The 15,416-nt window shown below is 63.3% G+C and carries 15 protein-coding genes; 4 read left to right on the top strand and 11 right to left on the bottom strand.

Translation table 11 applies throughout. The features are described 5' to 3' along the window. Window positions 1–5 precede the first annotated feature (5 nt). From tssM to GDV60_RS14670, 3 genes are read left to right on the top strand one after another with little or no spacing between them, the layout of a single operon-like run. Window positions 6–3,404, top strand: coding sequence for a type VI secretion system membrane subunit TssM (gene tssM, locus GDV60_RS14680; protein WP_159907824.1), 3,399 nt, complete (start codon window positions 6–8; stop codon window positions 3,402–3,404). Continuing rightward, window positions 3,401–4,132, top strand: a complete 732-nt coding sequence (locus GDV60_RS14675) for a PP2C family serine/threonine-protein phosphatase (protein ID WP_243733214.1) — start codon at window positions 3,401–3,403, stop codon at window positions 4,130–4,132. Before tssM ends, GDV60_RS14675 begins: the two co-directional genes overlap by 4 nt. Continuing rightward, the gene (locus GDV60_RS14670) at window positions 4,129–5,016 is read left to right on the top strand and encodes a serine/threonine-protein kinase (RefSeq protein ID WP_133714695.1); all 888 of its coding nucleotides are present in this window, start codon (window positions 4,129–4,131) and stop codon (window positions 5,014–5,016) included. Before GDV60_RS14675 ends, GDV60_RS14670 begins: the two co-directional genes overlap by 4 nt. Here GDV60_RS14670 and GDV60_RS14665 read toward each other — a convergent pair. Together GDV60_RS14665 and GDV60_RS14660 are read right to left on the bottom strand one after the other, a co-directional pair. Then, window positions 5,013–5,351, bottom strand: a complete 339-nt coding sequence (locus tag GDV60_RS14665) for a DUF6388 family protein (protein WP_092237085.1) — start codon at window positions 5,349–5,351, stop codon at window positions 5,013–5,015. The genes GDV60_RS14670 and GDV60_RS14665 overlap by 4 nt on opposite strands. Window positions 5,352–5,383: 32 nt before the next feature. Then, the gene (locus GDV60_RS14660) at window positions 5,384–5,596 is read right to left on the bottom strand and encodes a hypothetical protein (RefSeq protein ID WP_224791085.1); all 213 of its coding nucleotides are present in this window, start codon (window positions 5,594–5,596) and stop codon (window positions 5,384–5,386) included. Window positions 5,597–6,042: 446 nt separating this feature from the next. On the opposite strand from GDV60_RS14660, the gene GDV60_RS14655 reads away from it, so the two are divergent. Continuing rightward, complete coding sequence (locus tag GDV60_RS14655; RefSeq protein WP_159907822.1) at window positions 6,043–8,145, top strand: PTS sugar transporter subunit IIC/EAL domain-containing protein; 2,103 nt, start codon at window positions 6,043–6,045, stop codon at window positions 8,143–8,145. Between the two features lie 235 nt (window positions 8,146–8,380). On the opposite strand, the gene GDV60_RS14650 is transcribed toward GDV60_RS14655, so the two are convergent. The 9 genes from GDV60_RS14650 to GDV60_RS14610 form a co-directional block, all read right to left on the bottom strand. After that, window positions 8,381–9,841 (bottom strand): cytochrome D1 domain-containing protein, encoded by a 1,461-nt coding sequence (locus GDV60_RS14650; RefSeq protein WP_133714693.1) that lies wholly within the window; start codon window positions 9,839–9,841, stop codon window positions 8,381–8,383. Further along, complete coding sequence (gene cobA / locus GDV60_RS14645) at window positions 9,838–10,671, bottom strand: uroporphyrinogen-III C-methyltransferase (protein ID WP_029291227.1); 834 nt, start codon at window positions 10,669–10,671, stop codon at window positions 9,838–9,840. Before cobA ends, GDV60_RS14650 begins: the two co-directional genes overlap by 4 nt. 67 nt (window positions 10,672–10,738) lie before the next feature. Continuing rightward, complete coding sequence (nirJ, locus tag GDV60_RS14640; protein WP_029291229.1) at window positions 10,739–11,917, bottom strand: heme d1 biosynthesis radical SAM protein NirJ; 1,179 nt, start codon at window positions 11,915–11,917, stop codon at window positions 10,739–10,741. A gap of 81 nt (window positions 11,918–11,998) precedes the next feature. Then, window positions 11,999–12,532 carry an Lrp/AsnC family transcriptional regulator gene (locus GDV60_RS14635; RefSeq protein ID WP_070994233.1) on the bottom strand — a complete coding sequence of 178 codons (534 nt, stop codon included), beginning with the start codon at window positions 12,530–12,532 and terminating at the stop codon, window positions 11,999–12,001. Continuing rightward, on the bottom strand, window positions 12,507–12,950 hold the full coding sequence (locus GDV60_RS14630; protein ID WP_159907819.1) for an Lrp/AsnC family transcriptional regulator: 444 nt from the start codon (window positions 12,948–12,950) through the stop codon (window positions 12,507–12,509). Before GDV60_RS14630 ends, GDV60_RS14635 begins: the two co-directional genes overlap by 26 nt. Continuing rightward, entirely contained in the window at window positions 12,943–13,458 is a 516-nt protein-coding gene (locus GDV60_RS14625; protein ID WP_029291237.1) for an Lrp/AsnC family transcriptional regulator, read from the bottom strand. Before GDV60_RS14625 ends, GDV60_RS14630 begins: the two co-directional genes overlap by 8 nt. Continuing rightward, window positions 13,455–13,913, bottom strand: a complete 459-nt coding sequence (locus GDV60_RS14620; protein WP_159907817.1) for an Lrp/AsnC family transcriptional regulator — start codon at window positions 13,911–13,913, stop codon at window positions 13,455–13,457. Before GDV60_RS14620 ends, GDV60_RS14625 begins: the two co-directional genes overlap by 4 nt. A gap of 1 nt (window position 13,914) precedes the next feature. Continuing rightward, complete coding sequence (locus tag GDV60_RS14615) at window positions 13,915–15,087, bottom strand: cytochrome D1 domain-containing protein (protein ID WP_029291242.1); 1,173 nt, start codon at window positions 15,085–15,087, stop codon at window positions 13,915–13,917. Beyond that, complete coding sequence (locus GDV60_RS14610) at window positions 15,084–15,410, bottom strand: cytochrome c (protein ID WP_029291245.1); 327 nt, start codon at window positions 15,408–15,410, stop codon at window positions 15,084–15,086. The genes GDV60_RS14615 and GDV60_RS14610 overlap by 4 nt, the downstream gene beginning before the upstream one ends. Between the last annotated feature and the right edge of the window lie 6 nt (window positions 15,411–15,416).

Below are 15,416 nucleotides of genomic sequence, written 5' to 3'. Positions count from 1 at the left end.
AATCAATGAAAAGTCTATTCAAAAAGCTGGCCGCTGCCCTGGGGCTGACCTGGGTCTGGAGCCTGCTGCTGGTGTTGTTGCTGGCGTGCGTGGTGTGGTGGATCGGGCCGCTGCTGGCGGTGGATGACCGGCGTTTCTGGCTTGGCGCGACTTCGCGCCTGCTGACCATCAGTGGATTGTTCCTGGCCTGGGGCCTGACGATGGTTTTCGTCAATCGGCGCGACGCCGAGCAACCCTTTGCAGATGATGCCGGCCCGGGCCAGGTGAATTCCAAACAGCGCAAGGGACTTGTGGAGCACGAGCACAACAACGTTCGCGGCCGTTTCACGGAGGCGCTACAGGCCCTCAAGATGTCGCGACGCTATGGCAAGCGCGGTAAGCGCTGGCGCAACGAATTGCCCTGGTACCTGGTGATGGGATGCATTGCCAGTGGCAAGACCCGGCTGTTGCAGGCCGGTGGGCTGCAACAGCCGCTGGATCGCGTTGGCTCCGGCGCCCCGCACGCAGAGGGCGCAGTGCGTCATTGCGAGTGGTATTTTGCCGAGCAAGGGGTATTGATCGAAACCCCGGCGCGCTATCTGACACACGCCGATGCGGACGTTGATAGCGGTGGCTGGGCGACCCTGTTAAACCTGCTGAAGGCCCGCCGTCGTGCGCGTCCGCTCAGTGGCGTGCTGCTGACGCTATCAGTCGATAGCTTGCTCAATGGCAGCGAGCAGGAACTGAGCGTCGCTGCGCGCCAATTCAACAGTCGCCTTCACGATTTACAACAGACCTTGCACGTGGAGCTGCCGGTCTATCTGGTGCTGACGCAGGCCGATCATTTGCCTGGCTTTGCCGAGTTCTTCGAGCACACGCAAGGGAATGCCCATGATGACCTATGGGGCGAGTCCATCTTGTCCGGCAAGACCGGGACCGATATTGCCGAAGTACGCCAGGCCTTTGAAACCTTGCTGCAGCGCTTGAGCGCGGAACTGATCCAGCGCCTGCATCTGGAGCGCAATGGCGAGCGCCGGGGCCGGATGTTGGACTTTCCCCGGCAGGTGGCGCAGATCGGTGAGCGGCTGTGTCTGTTTATCGAACTGGCGTTTTCTGCTCACCGTTACCAGCGCGTCAACGCATTGCGCGGTGTCTACTTGACCAGCTCCGGCAACGCTGCACACAGCCGTCCACGGTTTATCCAGGGCCTGTTCAAGCGGGTGGTGTTCGGTGACGTCGACCTGGCAGGCCTGGACCAGCGGGAGCGGGTGCACATCCGTCGCCGCCAAAGAGGCTTGGCGCTGGCCGCGTTCCTGGTGCTTGGAGGCATGGGTGCGTTGTGGATGTACAGTTATTCGCAGAACCATCAACGGCTGGAGCAACTGCGCGAATTGGCGCGGCCGCCCGTGCCTGGGCAGGCGGCAGAAGACCCGATTTTGGCGATGGTTGTGTTACTGGACAGTCGATTGGCAGCCACCCAGGTCTTTGCTGCGCCGCGAGGCGCGGGTTGGTGGCAGTTCGTGGGGCTGTTCCAGGGCAGCATGAGCCGCCCGGTACTGGACACGGCGTACCAGCAGGCTCTGCTGCAACACCTGCTGGCACGGGTCAGCGAGATGTTGGAGGACCAGGTACGCAACAGTGTGCACGACCGTCAGCAACTGCTTGTCAGCCTGCGGGCGTACCTGATGCTCAACCTGCCCGAGCACCGCGACAAACCCTGGTTGATGGATCGAGTCGCCGGGCTGTGGTCGGGGCACTACCCGGCGGACCCTGGGCTGCAGGCGCGGTTGAACGCACATTTCGCGCAATTGCTCGAACAGCCCTTTGTGCGACCGCTCGACGAAACACTGGTCGCCCATGCCCGTCAGGTCTTGAAGGTGCAACCCCTGGCGGGCGTGGTCTACCGCCTGCTGCGCGAACAGGGTGCGGAGCTTGAACCCTACCGTTTCACCCAGCATCTGGACCCGCATGAGCAAGTATTCGCCGGCATCGACCAGCCGATCCCAGGCTTCTTCACCCAGCATGGCTACCGTCAGTTTTTTGCGGTACAGGGGAGCCGGATGGTCGATACCATCGTGCGCGACAACTGGGTACTGGGAGAGGGCACGCAACTGAGTGCAACGGGCTTGCGCCAACTGATGGTAGAGCTGGAACAGCACTATTTCAGCGACTACGCCCAGGCCTGGGGCGCCGCACTGGCCCAGGTGCGCTTGCAGCAAAGCGATAGCACCCGACAGGTTGCCGGGCAGTTGGCGAGCCTGACGTCCGCGCGTTCGCCATTAGTGCAGTTACTGCAGCAAGTCAGGGAAAACACCCGCTTTGCAAGCCCGGTCGAGCGCCTGGAAGCGCTCCAGCCGGGCTCGCCAGTGGCCCAGACCGTCTTGGACAGTGTTGCGCAGCGTGCGCCCGACAACGCACAGCGCGCACTGCAGCGGCGCTTTGAAGCCCTGCATCACTTGCTCGATGAGCAGGACAACCCAGGGCCTGCGTTGTCCCAGATGCTGCAAGCCCTCAACCAACTGCAGGCGCAGTTGGCCGCCCTTGGTCGGGAAAGCCAGCCTGAGCGGGCGGCCTTTGAGATGGTCAAGCGGCGCATGCAGGGGCAACAGGATGCTTTGGGCAACCTGCGCAATGCCACGGAGCGCCTGCCCGCAGCCCTCCACGGTTGGCTGGCCGCCATGGCCGACGACAGTTGGCGCCTGGTGCTCGATGATGCTTATCGTCACCTCAATCGGCGTTATCAGAGTGAGGTGTATGGGTTCTATTCTTCTGCGATCAAACAGCGCTACCCGTTCAGTGCCCATGCCAGTAGCGACGTTGCGCTCAACGATTTCCGCGAGTTTTTCAAACCCCAAGGGTTGATGGCGCGGTTCCTGGATGAGGATCTGCGGCCTTTTGTGATTGGCGATGGCCATCGCTATCGGTTGCGCAGCCTGGATGGTCGTAGCCTGCCGATGTCACGGGCGTTGCTGGAGCAACTGGCAAAGGCGCGCACTATCCGCCAGGCATTCTTTGCCGATGACCCGAGTGAACCCGGGGTGCGCTTTACGTTGGCGCCCTACAGCCTGGATCCCACGGTCAGCCGGGCGACCCTGCGATTCGGTGACCAACAGATGGAGTACCGCCACGGGCCGATCGTGCCGATGCTGTTCCAGTGGCCAACCACCGTCGAGGACGGTCGCAGCAGCCTGGTACTGGAAGGCATGGCGCAGCAGCCAATGGGTATCGAAAAAAACACCGGGCCATGGTCCCTGTTCCGCCTGTTCGACGTGCTGCAAAGCGAGCCGTCGAATGGACGTGATGCGCGGTTGCTCAAGGCCGATATCGGCGGCCTGCGCGCCAATTACCTGCTGACCAGCCAGCGCACGCCGAACCCGTTTGAAATGGCGACGTGGCGTACCTTCCGCATACCGGAGCAACTGTGAGCCCGCGGCTCGATGCCTGTAGCAGTGCAGGGCGCACAGATCGTGGCAAGGTCAGGCCGCGTAACGAGGATGCATTTCTTCAACACCCGCAGATGGGCTGTTGGGCGGTGGCCGATGGCATGGGTGGCCACCGCGCGGGGGATGTCGCCAGCCAGTGGGTGGTCGATAGCCTGGCTTCGCTGCCCAGTGGCGGCGGCCTCGATGCGCGGATCAAGAGGGTCTGCCTTTGCCTGCAATGGCTTGACCGGCGCTTGCGCCAGGAGATCACCGTAACCAGCTCGAATGTGGATTGCACCATGGGCAGTACGGTGGTGGTCCTGTTGCTGGAGGGGGATCGTGCCGTCTGCATCTGGGCCGGGGACAGCCGCTGTTATCTATGGCGCGAACGCACGTTGTACCAGTTGTCCCGCGACCACTCGTTACAGGAGCAACTGATGGTCGAGCAGCAGTTGAGCCCTGCACAGGCCCGCGCCCATCCGGCCGCGAATGCCTTGACCCGCGCGATCGGCGCCGATGAGCCGGTGGCGCTGGAAGTGTTGGAGCTGACCCATAACCCAGGAGATGTGTTCCTGCTGTGCAGTGACGGCCTGTACCAGGCGCTGAGCCATGCCGAACTGGGTCAGGCGTTGAGCCTGGCAACCCCTGAGTCAATGCTGGATCGTTTGTTTGATGGGGTCCTGCGCGGTGAAGCGCGGGATAATCTGACGGCGGTGGTTATAAAACCATGATCGCAAAACAACCCCAGTCCAGCGCTCCGCCCGGCGCCAGAGCTTCTATGCCGAAGTTACTTGCCGGTCGCTATCGCCTGGAGCGGGTGCTCGGGGTGGGTGGCATGGGCATCGTGTACCGGGCCCGTGACTTGCTCCATGAGCAATTCGGCGAACCGAGGCCCCGGGTGGCGCTCAAGGTCCTCAGTGAAAACCTTGCCCAGTCACAGGACGCGCACCTGCTGCTCTACAGCGAGTTTTCCCTGACCCGCTACCTGCGACATGAGCACGTGGTGCGGGTGTTTGCGTTTGACGTGGACACGGTCGCTGGGGTGGCGTTCTTTACCATGGAGTTGATGAGTGGCATGACTCTGGACCAATTGTTGCTCGACTGTCCGCGCGGGCTGCCCTGGCAGCAATTGCGGCCTATTGCAACTGGGCTACTGGATGCGCTGGGTCATGTCCATCGACAAGGTGTGCTGCACGGCGATGTGAAGCCCAGCAATGTCATGTTGGTGGATGACGGGCTGCGTCTGTTTGACTTTGGCCTGGCCCAAGCCACGGCTGCGCCGTTGACGGAGCTGGCGGCTTTGAATCCCCGGCGCTTCAGCGCCTGGACACCGGCCTACGCGGCCCCCGAACTGTTGGACGGCGCGCCGCTGTCGGCCAGCGCGGAGCTCTATGCAACCGCGTGCCTGTTGTACGACTTGGCGCTGGGCGGGCGTAGTGCACAAGGAGGGCGGCGGGAGCCTCCCCGGCAACTGCCACGGCGTTGCTGGCCAGCGTTGCGGGTTGCGCTCAGTAGCAATCCGCAGCATCGAACCATCAGCACCGACGAGTTGCAGGCAGCCATGCAGTGTGAACACTCGGTGGTGGGCCGCTGGTTCGCCGCCCGTGCTCGTTAAGAGGAGTGCTCAGCCAGGCCATGCAACTGACAGTACTCACCCCACTCCAGGCCCGCCATTTGAGCGACTTCCCTGTGCACCTCCAGGCGCCTGGCGGCGAACTCCTGCGGCGACTGGCTGATCAGTTGCAGTGTCAGCTCCCACGCAAACAGGTTCTGGGATTCTGCCTGGGCCTCGAAGGCTTCGTGCAAAAGCTCGCGGCGGTATTGCTCCATGGTCTGGCGCTTGGCCTGGGCGGCCAGAGGGTTGAGGGTGTCCAGTTCGGCGCGCAACTCGGGATGCTGGTTCAAAAAGATGTCCAGGGCCAGTTGATGGTTTTCGCCAGGTTCAGACACGGGGTTGCTCCAGGAGTACAGGGGTTACAACGTCAGGATGAGGTTTGTTCGTAACGGCTTTTGCGGCGGGCGCGTTTGCGCAGGCGATTGGCCGTCCACTGTTGCAGTGGATCGAGCAAGAAAAAGAACAGGTACGCGGCGAGTACCAGCGTCAAGTCGACCCAGGTCTTGCTGATAGGCCCTTGGACGGCTTCGACGGCGGCCTTGATCAAAAACAGTACGGCGACCCCACACAACCAGAGCACTACAGTGAAAACCAGAGGTCGTGCGCGATTTGAGATCCTGCGTTGCATGTTCAATACATCTCCCTGAGATTGCTGGGCCAGTCGGTGTGCCGACACCCGCGCGTGTAGAAGTGGTCTGCGGATCGAGTCATTCGATACGGGCCTGTGGGTCGGTAGACCTGCTCAGCTCAAGACCTGTGTGGGTGACCATTGGTTCCGACAATAGCTGGCGCACCCACGGGCAGTACTGCCCTTAAGCGGGCTATTGTTTCAAAAAGCGTAGGAAATTACACCCTTGCCAGTGCGCTCGCAGGTATGGAGGGGCGATTTATCCTGCCCAGGCGGGGCAAAACCCTTTCACTCCCGGTGCCTGGGCGTGTAGCGTTAACCCCTCGTTGAAGACTCCGATTGAAGCGCTGCCCCCGATCAGGCGGCCTCAAGGCCAGGAAGGGTGTAAGGAGAAAATCATGGCGCAAACGCTGTTCAAACTCTTTTTCACCCAACGCCTGGCGGCCCTGGCGAGCACGGAATCGCTGCGGGCCATCCGTGAGGGGCTGTTGTGGATCCTGCCGTGCCTGCTGGTCTCGGCAGGGTTCCTGCTGTTGTCCGAATGTGCCCGGATCCTCGATTTCCCACCGCCGGTGGTGGCATTCCTGGCGGGCCTGCATGCCCAGATCAGCTCCGTGATTCCCCTGCTGGTCGCGGCTTCCATCGGCTATATGTTGGCGATCCAGCACCGCTTACCTCAGTTGCCAGTGGCCTTCCTGTGCCTGGCGCATGTCGTCATCGCCACCTTTGTCCTGCGCGACTACCCCCGCGCCTCGGCGACGTTTGTCTTGTTCATTGCCATTGCCTCGCCGCTGATCAATGTCCCGGTGATTGCCTGGCTGCATCGGTACCGCTGGACCCGTCTGGTCAATGAGGACTTGGTGGGACACAACCTCAAGGGCACCATCAACATGGTCGTACCGGGGGCAATCACTGCGTTGCTGCTGGTGGCGACGTTGTCGTTGCTGTTGCAGGTTCCCCATGTGGCCCAGTTCCAGGGCCCGGTGATGCTTGATGCGTTGCAGTCGCCTTATGGCAGCGGGATGTTTATTACCGCGATCAATTCGCTGCTGTGGTTTTTTGGCATCCATGGTGTGTATGCGATCCAGCCGCTGTTTGACGCACTGGATCAGGCGGTGGTGCTCAATGGGGCGGCGTTGGCGGCGGGAGAGCCCATCCTCTATGTGCTGAATGCCGGCCTGCTGGGGTGCTTTGCCTTTATTGGCGGGGCGGGCGGTTCCCTGTGTCTGTTGCTGGCGATTCTGCTGTTTTCCAAGAGCCAGTCCATGCGCCTGCTCGCCGTGGCCAGCCTGCCGTTGTCGCTGTTCAACGTCAGCGAGGTGTTGCTGTTTGGCTTGCCCATCATCCTCAATCCACGCCTGTTTATTCCCTTTTTAGCCGTCCCGGTGATCAACACCATGCTGGCATTGCTCGTGGTGCAGGCCGGTTGGGTCTCGCCGGCGGTGGCCAGTGTGCCGTTTACCGCGCCGGTGCTGCTCAATGCCTACCTGAGCACCCAGGGCGATTTGGCCGCGGTGGCCCTGCAACTGGTGTTGCTGGGGGTGGGGACGCTGGTCTACGCGCCCTATATCCGGGCTATCCATCGGCAGACCCTGGAGGGCGCGACCGTCTACCTCAAGTCATTCGACATGACCTTTCGCGGGCTCGAAGAAAAAGGCCGTCTGCTGGAAATGGACCCGGTGCTGACGTCGCACAAGGCGCTGGCCCGCCAGGCCCTTGATTTAAGCAGGATCCAGCAGATCAGCGACTACGAGTTCTACCTGGAGTACCAGCCCCAAGTGTCCTCCCGGACAGGCTTGTGCACCGGCTGCGAAGCCCTGATGCGTGCCCGTGATGGTGCAGGCAAGGTGCATTCGCCCTGGGAGTTCCTCCAGTGGCTGGCCCAGGCCCGCTTGATGCCTGACGTCGACCTGTGGGTGGCTTCCCAGGCGGTGCGCCAGTACCAGAAGTGGCAGAAAATCGGGTTTGCGCTGCCAATCACCATCAATATCTCCAGCGCTACCCTGATGACCCCGGCGTACGGCAAGCAACTGGTGCAGATCCTGTCCCAGGCCAACGGCCAGGTGTCAGTGGAAATCACCGAGGATGCGCTGGTGGGCGATATCCAGATAACCCGGCAGATAATCGAAAGACTGCAGGCCATTGGGGCCAAGGTCTATATCGACGACTTCGGCACAGGGTATTCCGCGCTGAGTTATCTGCACCAGTTTCCGGTCGACTTCATCAAGATCGACCGCAGTTTTGTGGTGGCCCAGCAGGACCCCAAGGGCGCGCAGGTCTTGACCGGCATGTTGCGCTTTTGTGAAGCACTGAACCTGGGCGTGGTGGTGGAAGGCGTGGAGACGGCCGAGCAGTTGGCGTTCCTACAGTCGGGCAGGGGGCACGCCGGGGCGGAGCTGATTATCCAGGGCTGGTATTTCAGCAAAGCGCTGCCTGGCGAAGCCGTGCAAGGCTTTGTGCGCGAGCGTGCGGACCGGGTCAGCGATGAGGCCGATGCATAGCCCTGTCGTGGTGAGCGGGGCTGTTGTGGTGAGTGGGGCTTGTTGTGGTGAGTGGGCTTGTTGTGGCGAGCGGGCTTGCCCCGCGCTGGGCTGCGAAGCAGCCCCATTCAAGAACAATGAGGTGTGTCAGGCATTGCCCGTTGCCTGGTTTTGGGGCTGCTTCGCAGCCCAGCGCGGGGCAAGCCCGCTCGCCACAACAAGCCCCACTCACCACGACAGCCCCGCTCGCCACAGGCTAATGGGAAGTCCCTTCGGCAAACTCGATCTTGTTGCCCACGTTGTACTTGCCCGATGGCTTGTTCATGGGCAGGCGCTTGACCTCCTGCAAGGTCTGGCTGTCGTACACGATCAACGCACCCTCACGGTCCCAGATGCTCAGCAGCAGGTAGCGTCCATCCCGGGTGAATTCCACGTGCGCCGCGGTCTTGCCCGGCATCGGCCGTAGGGTGTGGGCGATTTCCAGGGTCTGCTTGTCGATCAAGTGGATCGCGTCGTTGTCCGGACCAAAAAACACATCACTCCATACATAGCGCGAGTTGGCGTGGCTGCGCATAAAGAACCCAGGCCCCAAGGTGGGGATCTGTTTGATCAGCTTCCAGGTCTTGAGGTCCAGCACCGAAATCTGCCCCTTGCTGATATTCGGCGTGGCAAATACCCACTGCCCGTTGCGTTGCCAGTAAGTGCCCGAGCCCAAGTGCGGCATGCCCGCCAGTGCAATGTCGGTCACCACCTGCCCGGAGTCGAGGTCGATCACTTGCCCGCCGCCGGCCTTGCGTGAGGTGGCGAGCAGTTGGCGGTAGTCGGGGGAAAAGGAAAAGTCATCGAGCACATCCTGGGCCTGGATGCGCCGGGGCTCGAAGTCCGGTTTGGGCGCCGCGTAGGACAACTCCCAGACTTCATTCACATCCTTGAGGGCGACGATAAAACTGTTGCGCGGCGGGGCGGTGTACACCGCGCTGACCCGTGAGCCCGTCGGCAGCGTCTTGACCAGTGACAGGTCGCGCGCATCCAGCACCACCAGGTTGCCGGGCAGGTAATTGCCCACCAGCACCCAGCGCCCATCCTTGCTCACCGCGAGGTTGCGGGTATTGAGGCCGGCGCGGATCTCGGCGATCAGCTTGAGGTTGTGCAGGTCATACAGGCTGATCCAGCCGTCGCGCGAAGCGAAGTACACAAAGCGCCCGTCCGGCGAGAACTTCGGCCCGCCATGTACAGCAAAGTGCGAGGCAAAACGGTCGAGCACTTCAAAGCGATCCCCGTCGAGAATATCGATGTGATGATCGCCCGATTCCACCACCACAAACAGGTTCAGCGGGTCGGCGTGGTGCTGCGGGGTGCTGGGCAGTTGACTGAGGTCGGCCAATTGGCGATGGCTGCTGCGCATGTCCTGCTCGCTCCAGGTCGCGGGCGTGGCGGGCGGCTGTTGCAAGAAGCTCACCAGGCCGTCGATCTGTTGCGCCGTCAGCAGCGGGGCGAATGCCGCCATCTGGCTGGCCGGGCGGCCTTGCTCGATCACCTGGCGAATTTCGGCCGGCTTGATCCGCCCCAGGCTCTCGGGCAGCAACGCCGGGCCGCTGCTGCCGACCCGGTTGAGGCCATGGCAGCTTTGGCAATGCTGCTGGTAATCGGCGGCGGCATCGGTTGCGCCGTGGGCGGCGCTGGCCCAGAGCAGCGGCACCAACCACAGGCGTTTCATACCGCCACCCCGGACACTGCGCGGTGTGCGGGCGCCAGGCTGGCGGGGTAGTGCAGGGCCGCATCGGCAAACAGGTCGACCACATGACCGATCACCGTCAAGGTCGGCACCCCGGGCTCGCACATCAAGGCCAGGGCTGGCAGCAGGCGCAGGGTGCCGCGATGCACCTGCTGGTCGGCGCGGGCGCCGTTGCAGATCAACGCAGCGGGCGTGTCGGCGGGCAGGCCGGCATCGATCAGGCGCTCAGCGATCATCGCCAGGTTCGACAGGCCCATGTAGAACACCAGGGTCTGGGTGCTGTCGGCGAGGCTGGCCCAGGGCAACTTCAATTCGCCGTCGCGCTGCAAATGCCCGGTGACGAAGCGGCACGAATTGACCAGGTCACGGTGGGTCAGGGGGATGCCGGCATAGGCGCTGCAACCGGAGGCCGCCGTGATGCCTGGCACCACCTGGCACGACACGCCTTGTGCCAGCAGGTACTCCAGTTCTTCGGCACCGCGGCCAAACACGAACGGGTCGCCGCCCTTGAGCCGAACCACGCGCTGCCCCTGCAGGGCCAGCTCGGCCAGCAGTTCGTTGATCTGCGACTGGGGCAGGCTGTGATACCCGCTGGCCTTGCCCACGTAATGGCGGGCACAGGTCAGCGGGATCAGGGTCAGCAGGTCGGCGCTGATCAGGCGGTCGAACACCACGGCATCGGCCTGCATCAACAGGCTCCAGGCGCGCAGGGTCAACAGGCGCGGATCACCGGGGCCGGCGCCGACCAGGGCGACTTCGCCGGGGTGGAAGGGGCTGTGCAGCACGGAGGGTAACGCGTGGGATGAGTGCATGAGACTTCCTTGGTTCATCATCAGGTTGGCGGCCCCCGGTTGTTTCACCAGGTAGCCGGCCGGTGGTTCAGCGTGCCGAGCAAGGAATCAAGGTGGGCGGCGTGCGGGCGATTTCAGCGTCGCTGAGGTAGCAACCGGGGTCCGGGCCCCAAAGGTCGCCGCCAGCCCAGGCGCGGGTGCGGGTGTTGCCATTGCAAATGCCCAGCCAGCGGCAGTCGGTGCAACGGCCACCGATCTCGCGCGGGTATTGGCGCAGGCGCAGCAGCAGCGGGTCGGGACGCTCCAGCCAGATTTCGCGGAACGAGGTGTGGCGCACATTGCCCACCGAGTGCTGCCACCAGTAAGTGTCCGGGTGCACTTCGCCGGTGTTGTCGATATTGGCGATGCCACTGCCCGAAGCATTGCCGCCCCAGGCATGCAGCAGGTGTTCAAGTTGCGGGTAGTGTTCCGGCAGGTGCTGGTGCACCCATTGCAGCAACAGAACGGCGTCGGCGTCGTTGTTGCCACTGACAAAATCGCTGGCCACGCCATTCTGGATGTCGTCCCAGGCCTGCTGGAACAGCATCAGCATGGCGTCGCGGCTCATTTGTTGATGGGCGTCCAGCTGCCGGCTGCGCTTGCCACGCCCGCTGTAGTTGAGGTGCGAGAGGTAGAACTTCTGCACATCGTATTCACGCATCAGGGCCAGCAGTTGCGGGAGCTGCGCGTAGTTTTCCTGGGTCAGGGTCGTGCGCAGGCCGACGCGGATCCCCGCCTGACGGCACAGGTTGATGGCGTGCATCGAGCGCTCGAAACTGCCCTCGCATTGGCGGAAGGCATCGTGGGTGGCCTTCAAGCCATCGATGCTGATGCCCACATAGTCAAAGCGTGCGGCGGCGATCTGCTGGATATTGCCCTCATCGATCAGCGTGCCATTGCTCGACAGCGCCACGAAAAACCCCTTGCTGCGGGCATAGGCGCTGAGCTGGAACAGGTCTTCGCGCAGCAGGGGCTCGCCACCCGAGAGAATCAACACCTTGACCCCGGCCTCGTGCAGATCATCGATTACCTTCAGTGCCGCTTCGGTGTCCAGTTCATCGCGGAACACACTGTCGGCGCTGGTGGCATAGCAGTGCTTGCAGGTCAGGTTGCAACGGCGCAGCAGGTTCCAGATCACCACCGGCGCGCGCTGGCTGCCGGGTTTGGCGCTGCGTGGAGGCGGGCATTGGCCGGCCAGGGTGCGCAGGTAATGACTGATCCTAAGCATAAGATGTTCCTTGTTGTAGGAGCGAGCGTGCTCGCGAAAAACGCCCCGGCGACACGTTCATCCAGGATGCCCGCGTTATCGTTAACGACCTTCGCTGGCAAGCCAGCTTCTACTGGAGCGAGGAGAGGCCAAGCGCAGGCCGGTTTTTTTCAGGATGCGGCTGCTTACCAACATCTCGTCGGCCCGGCTGGCAGTGCCCAGCAGAAAGCGCAGGTGTTCACGGTAGCTGTCGATTTCCTCACGGCTGCGCCCATGCACCATGGCGAACAGGTTGTAGGGCCAGTCCGCACGCCTGGGCCTGCGATAGCAGTGGCTGACAAAGGGTTGGGCGCCGATCAACTCGCCCAGGCGCGGCATCTGTTCATCGCACACATCCCACACGGTCATGCCGTTGTGGCGGTAGCCCAGGCGGTAGTGATTGGGCACGGCGGCGATCCGGCGGATGGCGCCTTCTGCCTGCAGGCGCTTGAGCAGGTCGAGGGTGGATTCGACGCTGATGCCCAGTTGCTCGGCGAGCCAGGTCCAGGGATCTTCCACCAGGGGCAGGCCGGACTCGGTCAATTGGATCAAGCGTTGGGCCAGGGTTTCGTCAAACCGGGAAGTACAGACCGACATGGTAGGTTTGCTCCTTGGGCAGGTTGAGCACCTCAAGCCCGGTAATGGTGTGGATATGGGCCAGGGTCTGGTCGAGGTCGGCGCAGGTCGCGCAGGCCAGTACAAACCACATATTCCAGGGGTGCTCGCGCCGGTAGTTGTGGGCCACTTGCGGCAGTTCGTTGAGTTGCGTCGCCACCTGTTCAAAGCGGGACTCCGGCACCGCAAGGGCGGCGAGGGTGAACGCGCCACCCAGGCGCTCGATATCAAACATCGGCCCGAAGCGCGTCAGCACGCCGTCTTCGAGCAACAGATGCAGGCGGTCGAGCAACTCGTCGGGCGTGCTGCGCAACTCTGCCGCCACGGCCTGCCAGGGGTGACGTACCAGAGGCAGGCCCCGCTGCAGGCGGTTGATCAACTGCCGGTCGAGTTCATCCATGGGCCCATACCTGTGACGGTGGCGGTGCAAAGCGCCCGCCGCATTGTTTGAACATGCGCGTGCTGAACAGCAGGTGGTGGGGCAGGTCGGCGAGCAGGTGCTGGTCCAGCAGTGCCTGGATCTGCGCCTGCACTGCTGCGCGCTCACGGCCATGGACCATGCAAAACAGGTTGTAGCGCCAGTGCGGCAAGCGCCGTGGCCGCTGGTAGCACAGGGTGATGCCCGGCGCGCGGCCCAGGCGCTGGCCGACTTCATCGATCAGCGCATCGGGCACGTCCAGCACCAGCATCGCATTGGCCACATAGCCCAGGGCGCGATGGTTGAGCACCAGGCCGACGCGGCGGAACAGGCCCTGTTCCTGCCATTGCTGCATCTGCTTCAACACCTGCAAATGGTGGGCGCCGATCTGCTCGGCGAGGTCTTCATAGGGCCGCGAAACGCGCGGCAGCCCACGCTCCAGGCACTGGCGCAGGTCGAGCAATTGCTCGTGGTTCAGCGGGGCGATCACGGGTGGCCTCCCAGGGCAAAACCCAGATCGATGCGGTAGGAGGTGAGCATTGGCAGGTCCAGGGGGACCAGGCCGGTGTCCTTTTCCAGCTCCTCCAGGATCTGTTCCAGATGGCGGCGATTGGGCCCGGTCAGCACAAACCACAGGTTGTAGTGATGTTCGCGGGCGTAGTTGTGATTGACCTCGGGGTAGCGAGTGATGCGCGCCGCCACCTGCTCCAGGCGCTCGGCGGGCACCGCCAGGGCGGCGAGGGTACTGGCGCCGGCGCGGCTGTGATCGAATACCGGCCCGACCCGCGACAGCGCGCCCGCCAGTTCCAGGCGTTGCAGGCAGGCCATCAACTCTGTCTCGCTGCAGCCCAGGGTGTTGGCCATCTCCAGGTAAGGCTCGGCGCACAGCGGCATGCCATGTTGATAGCGGTCGATCAGGCGTGCGGTCAGTTCATCCAGTTCCATCTCAGTACCCCATTTTTTGCGCGCGGCTGCTGAAGAAGATGCCGCTGGGGCTTTCGGCCGGCAGGGTCTTGAGCAAGGTCAAACGATAAGGATCCCAAACCTGCACCTGCTGGCCGTCGCGAACCGACAACCACAGCTGCTCACCGCGCCCGGTGAATTCCATGTGCAACACCCCGGGGCCGGGGCGCAGGTCCGCGACCACTTGGTGGGTCTCGGTGTCGAGTACCTGCACCCGGTCGTTGTCCGGGTAGGCGAAGTTGACCCACAACTGGCGCCCGTCGGGGCGCGCGGTGACAAAAATCGGCTGGCCGGCCACGGCGATGGCGGCGGTCTGTTGCCAAGTGCGGGCGTCCATCACCAGCACTTGATGGCGACCTACGGCGGGCACGAAGGCCTGGTTGTCGGCCACGGCCCAGCCCTCCAGGTGCGGCATCTTGTACACCGGCAGTTTTTCCTGGCCGCGGCCGTAGTCGGCGAGCACGCGTTTGACCCCGTGCTCGGGGTGCCACAGGTCGAGCTGGGCCATGCCATCCTCGCCAAACAACCCGGCCATGTAGTAACGGCCATCGGCAGTGATCAACGCGTCATAGGGCTGGCGGCCAATACCGCTGAAGCGGGTGATGACCGGGGTGTTGCCCTGGCTGAAATCGGCACTCCAGATCTCGTCGGTATCGAACAGGCTGAACACAAAGCGTTGCCCTGGCGCATCCACCAGGCCCACCACCCGCGAACGCTTGCCGTCGGCCAGGGGGGTGGCCGGGATATCGGCCACCTGCTTGAGGGTTTGCGCGTCGAATACCTTGACCCCACCTGGCTGGTAGTTGGAGACCGCAATCAGGCGCCCATCCTGGCTGATCGCGCCGCCGATGCTGTTGCCGCCCTGGATCAGGCGTTGGTCGATGCGCATGGTCAGCAAGTCAACCTTGGTCAACCCGCCGTCGCGGCCAAACAGATAGGCGTAGCGTTGGTCCCGGGAAAACACCGCCGAAGCATGGGACAAGTCGCCCAGCCCCTCGACCCGCGCCAGGCGGGCCTGGTTGCTGCTGTCGATAATCAGCAGGCTGCCGCTGGCACGTTCCACCACCAGGCCCAGGTCGCCGGTGCCGCGCAGCGGGGGTTGGGCACAGGCCGTGAGCAACAGGCCGGCAAAGCAGGCAAGCAGGGGACGGATCATGGCGCGGGGGTTCCTTGCAGGAGGCGGTCCACCAGCCAGGCAATCTCGCCGGCATTGAGCAACGGGGCCCAGCCGGGCATCGCCAGGGCAGGGCGGCCATAAGTCACGGTGGCAATCAGGGTGTCGCGGGTCTGTCCGGCCAGGGCTTGGGGCGTGAGGGCCGGGCCCAGGCCGCCGGTCAGGTGCAGGCCGTGGCAGGCCCCGCAGTCCTGGGTCAGCAGGTGTTCCAGCTGGACCTGGCGTGCAGGCGCCGGTGCTCCATGCACCGGCGCGGGAATAAGAAAAAGCAGCGCCATGGCCGAACCGATCATCGAGACTTGCATGGCGTG

The sequence above is a fragment of the Pseudomonas sp. DTU12.1 genome, from assembly GCF_009873475.1.
Lineage (GTDB): Bacteria > Pseudomonadota > Gammaproteobacteria > Pseudomonadales > Pseudomonadaceae > Aquipseudomonas > Aquipseudomonas proteolytica.
Note: the sequence above shows the minus strand (reverse complement) of the source record. Positions and strands in the feature narration are given on the sequence as shown.

Excerpts from the sequence above, each read along its gene's own strand:
- GDV60_RS14610 (WP_029291245.1), bottom strand. The coding sequence starts at position 15,410 with ATGCAAGTCTCGATGATCGGTTCGGCCATGGCGCTGCTTTTTCTTATT.
- GDV60_RS14630 (WP_159907819.1), bottom strand. The coding sequence starts at position 12,950 with ATGGATGAACTCGACCGGCAGTTGATCAACCGCCTGCAGCGGGGCCTG.
- tssM (WP_159907824.1), top strand. The coding sequence starts at position 6 with ATGAAAAGTCTATTCAAAAAGCTGGCCGCTGCCCTGGGGCTGACCTGG.
- GDV60_RS14655 (WP_159907822.1), top strand. The coding sequence starts at position 6,043 with ATGGCGCAAACGCTGTTCAAACTCTTTTTCACCCAACGCCTGGCGGCC.
- GDV60_RS14650 (WP_133714693.1), bottom strand. The coding sequence starts at position 9,841 with ATGAAACGCCTGTGGTTGGTGCCGCTGCTCTGGGCCAGCGCCGCCCAC.
- GDV60_RS14620 (WP_159907817.1), bottom strand. The coding sequence starts at position 13,913 with ATGGAACTGGATGAACTGACCGCACGCCTGATCGACCGCTATCAACAT.
- GDV60_RS14635 (WP_070994233.1), bottom strand. The coding sequence starts at position 12,532 with ATGTCGGTCTGTACTTCCCGGTTTGACGAAACCCTGGCCCAACGCTTG.
- cobA (WP_029291227.1), bottom strand. The coding sequence starts at position 10,671 with ATGCACTCATCCCACGCGTTACCCTCCGTGCTGCACAGCCCCTTCCAC.
- GDV60_RS14670 (WP_133714695.1), top strand. The coding sequence starts at position 4,129 with ATGATCGCAAAACAACCCCAGTCCAGCGCTCCGCCCGGCGCCAGAGCT.
- GDV60_RS14615 (WP_029291242.1), bottom strand. The coding sequence starts at position 15,087 with ATGATCCGTCCCCTGCTTGCCTGCTTTGCCGGCCTGTTGCTCACGGCC.
- nirJ (WP_029291229.1), bottom strand. The coding sequence starts at position 11,917 with ATGCTTAGGATCAGTCATTACCTGCGCACCCTGGCCGGCCAATGCCCG.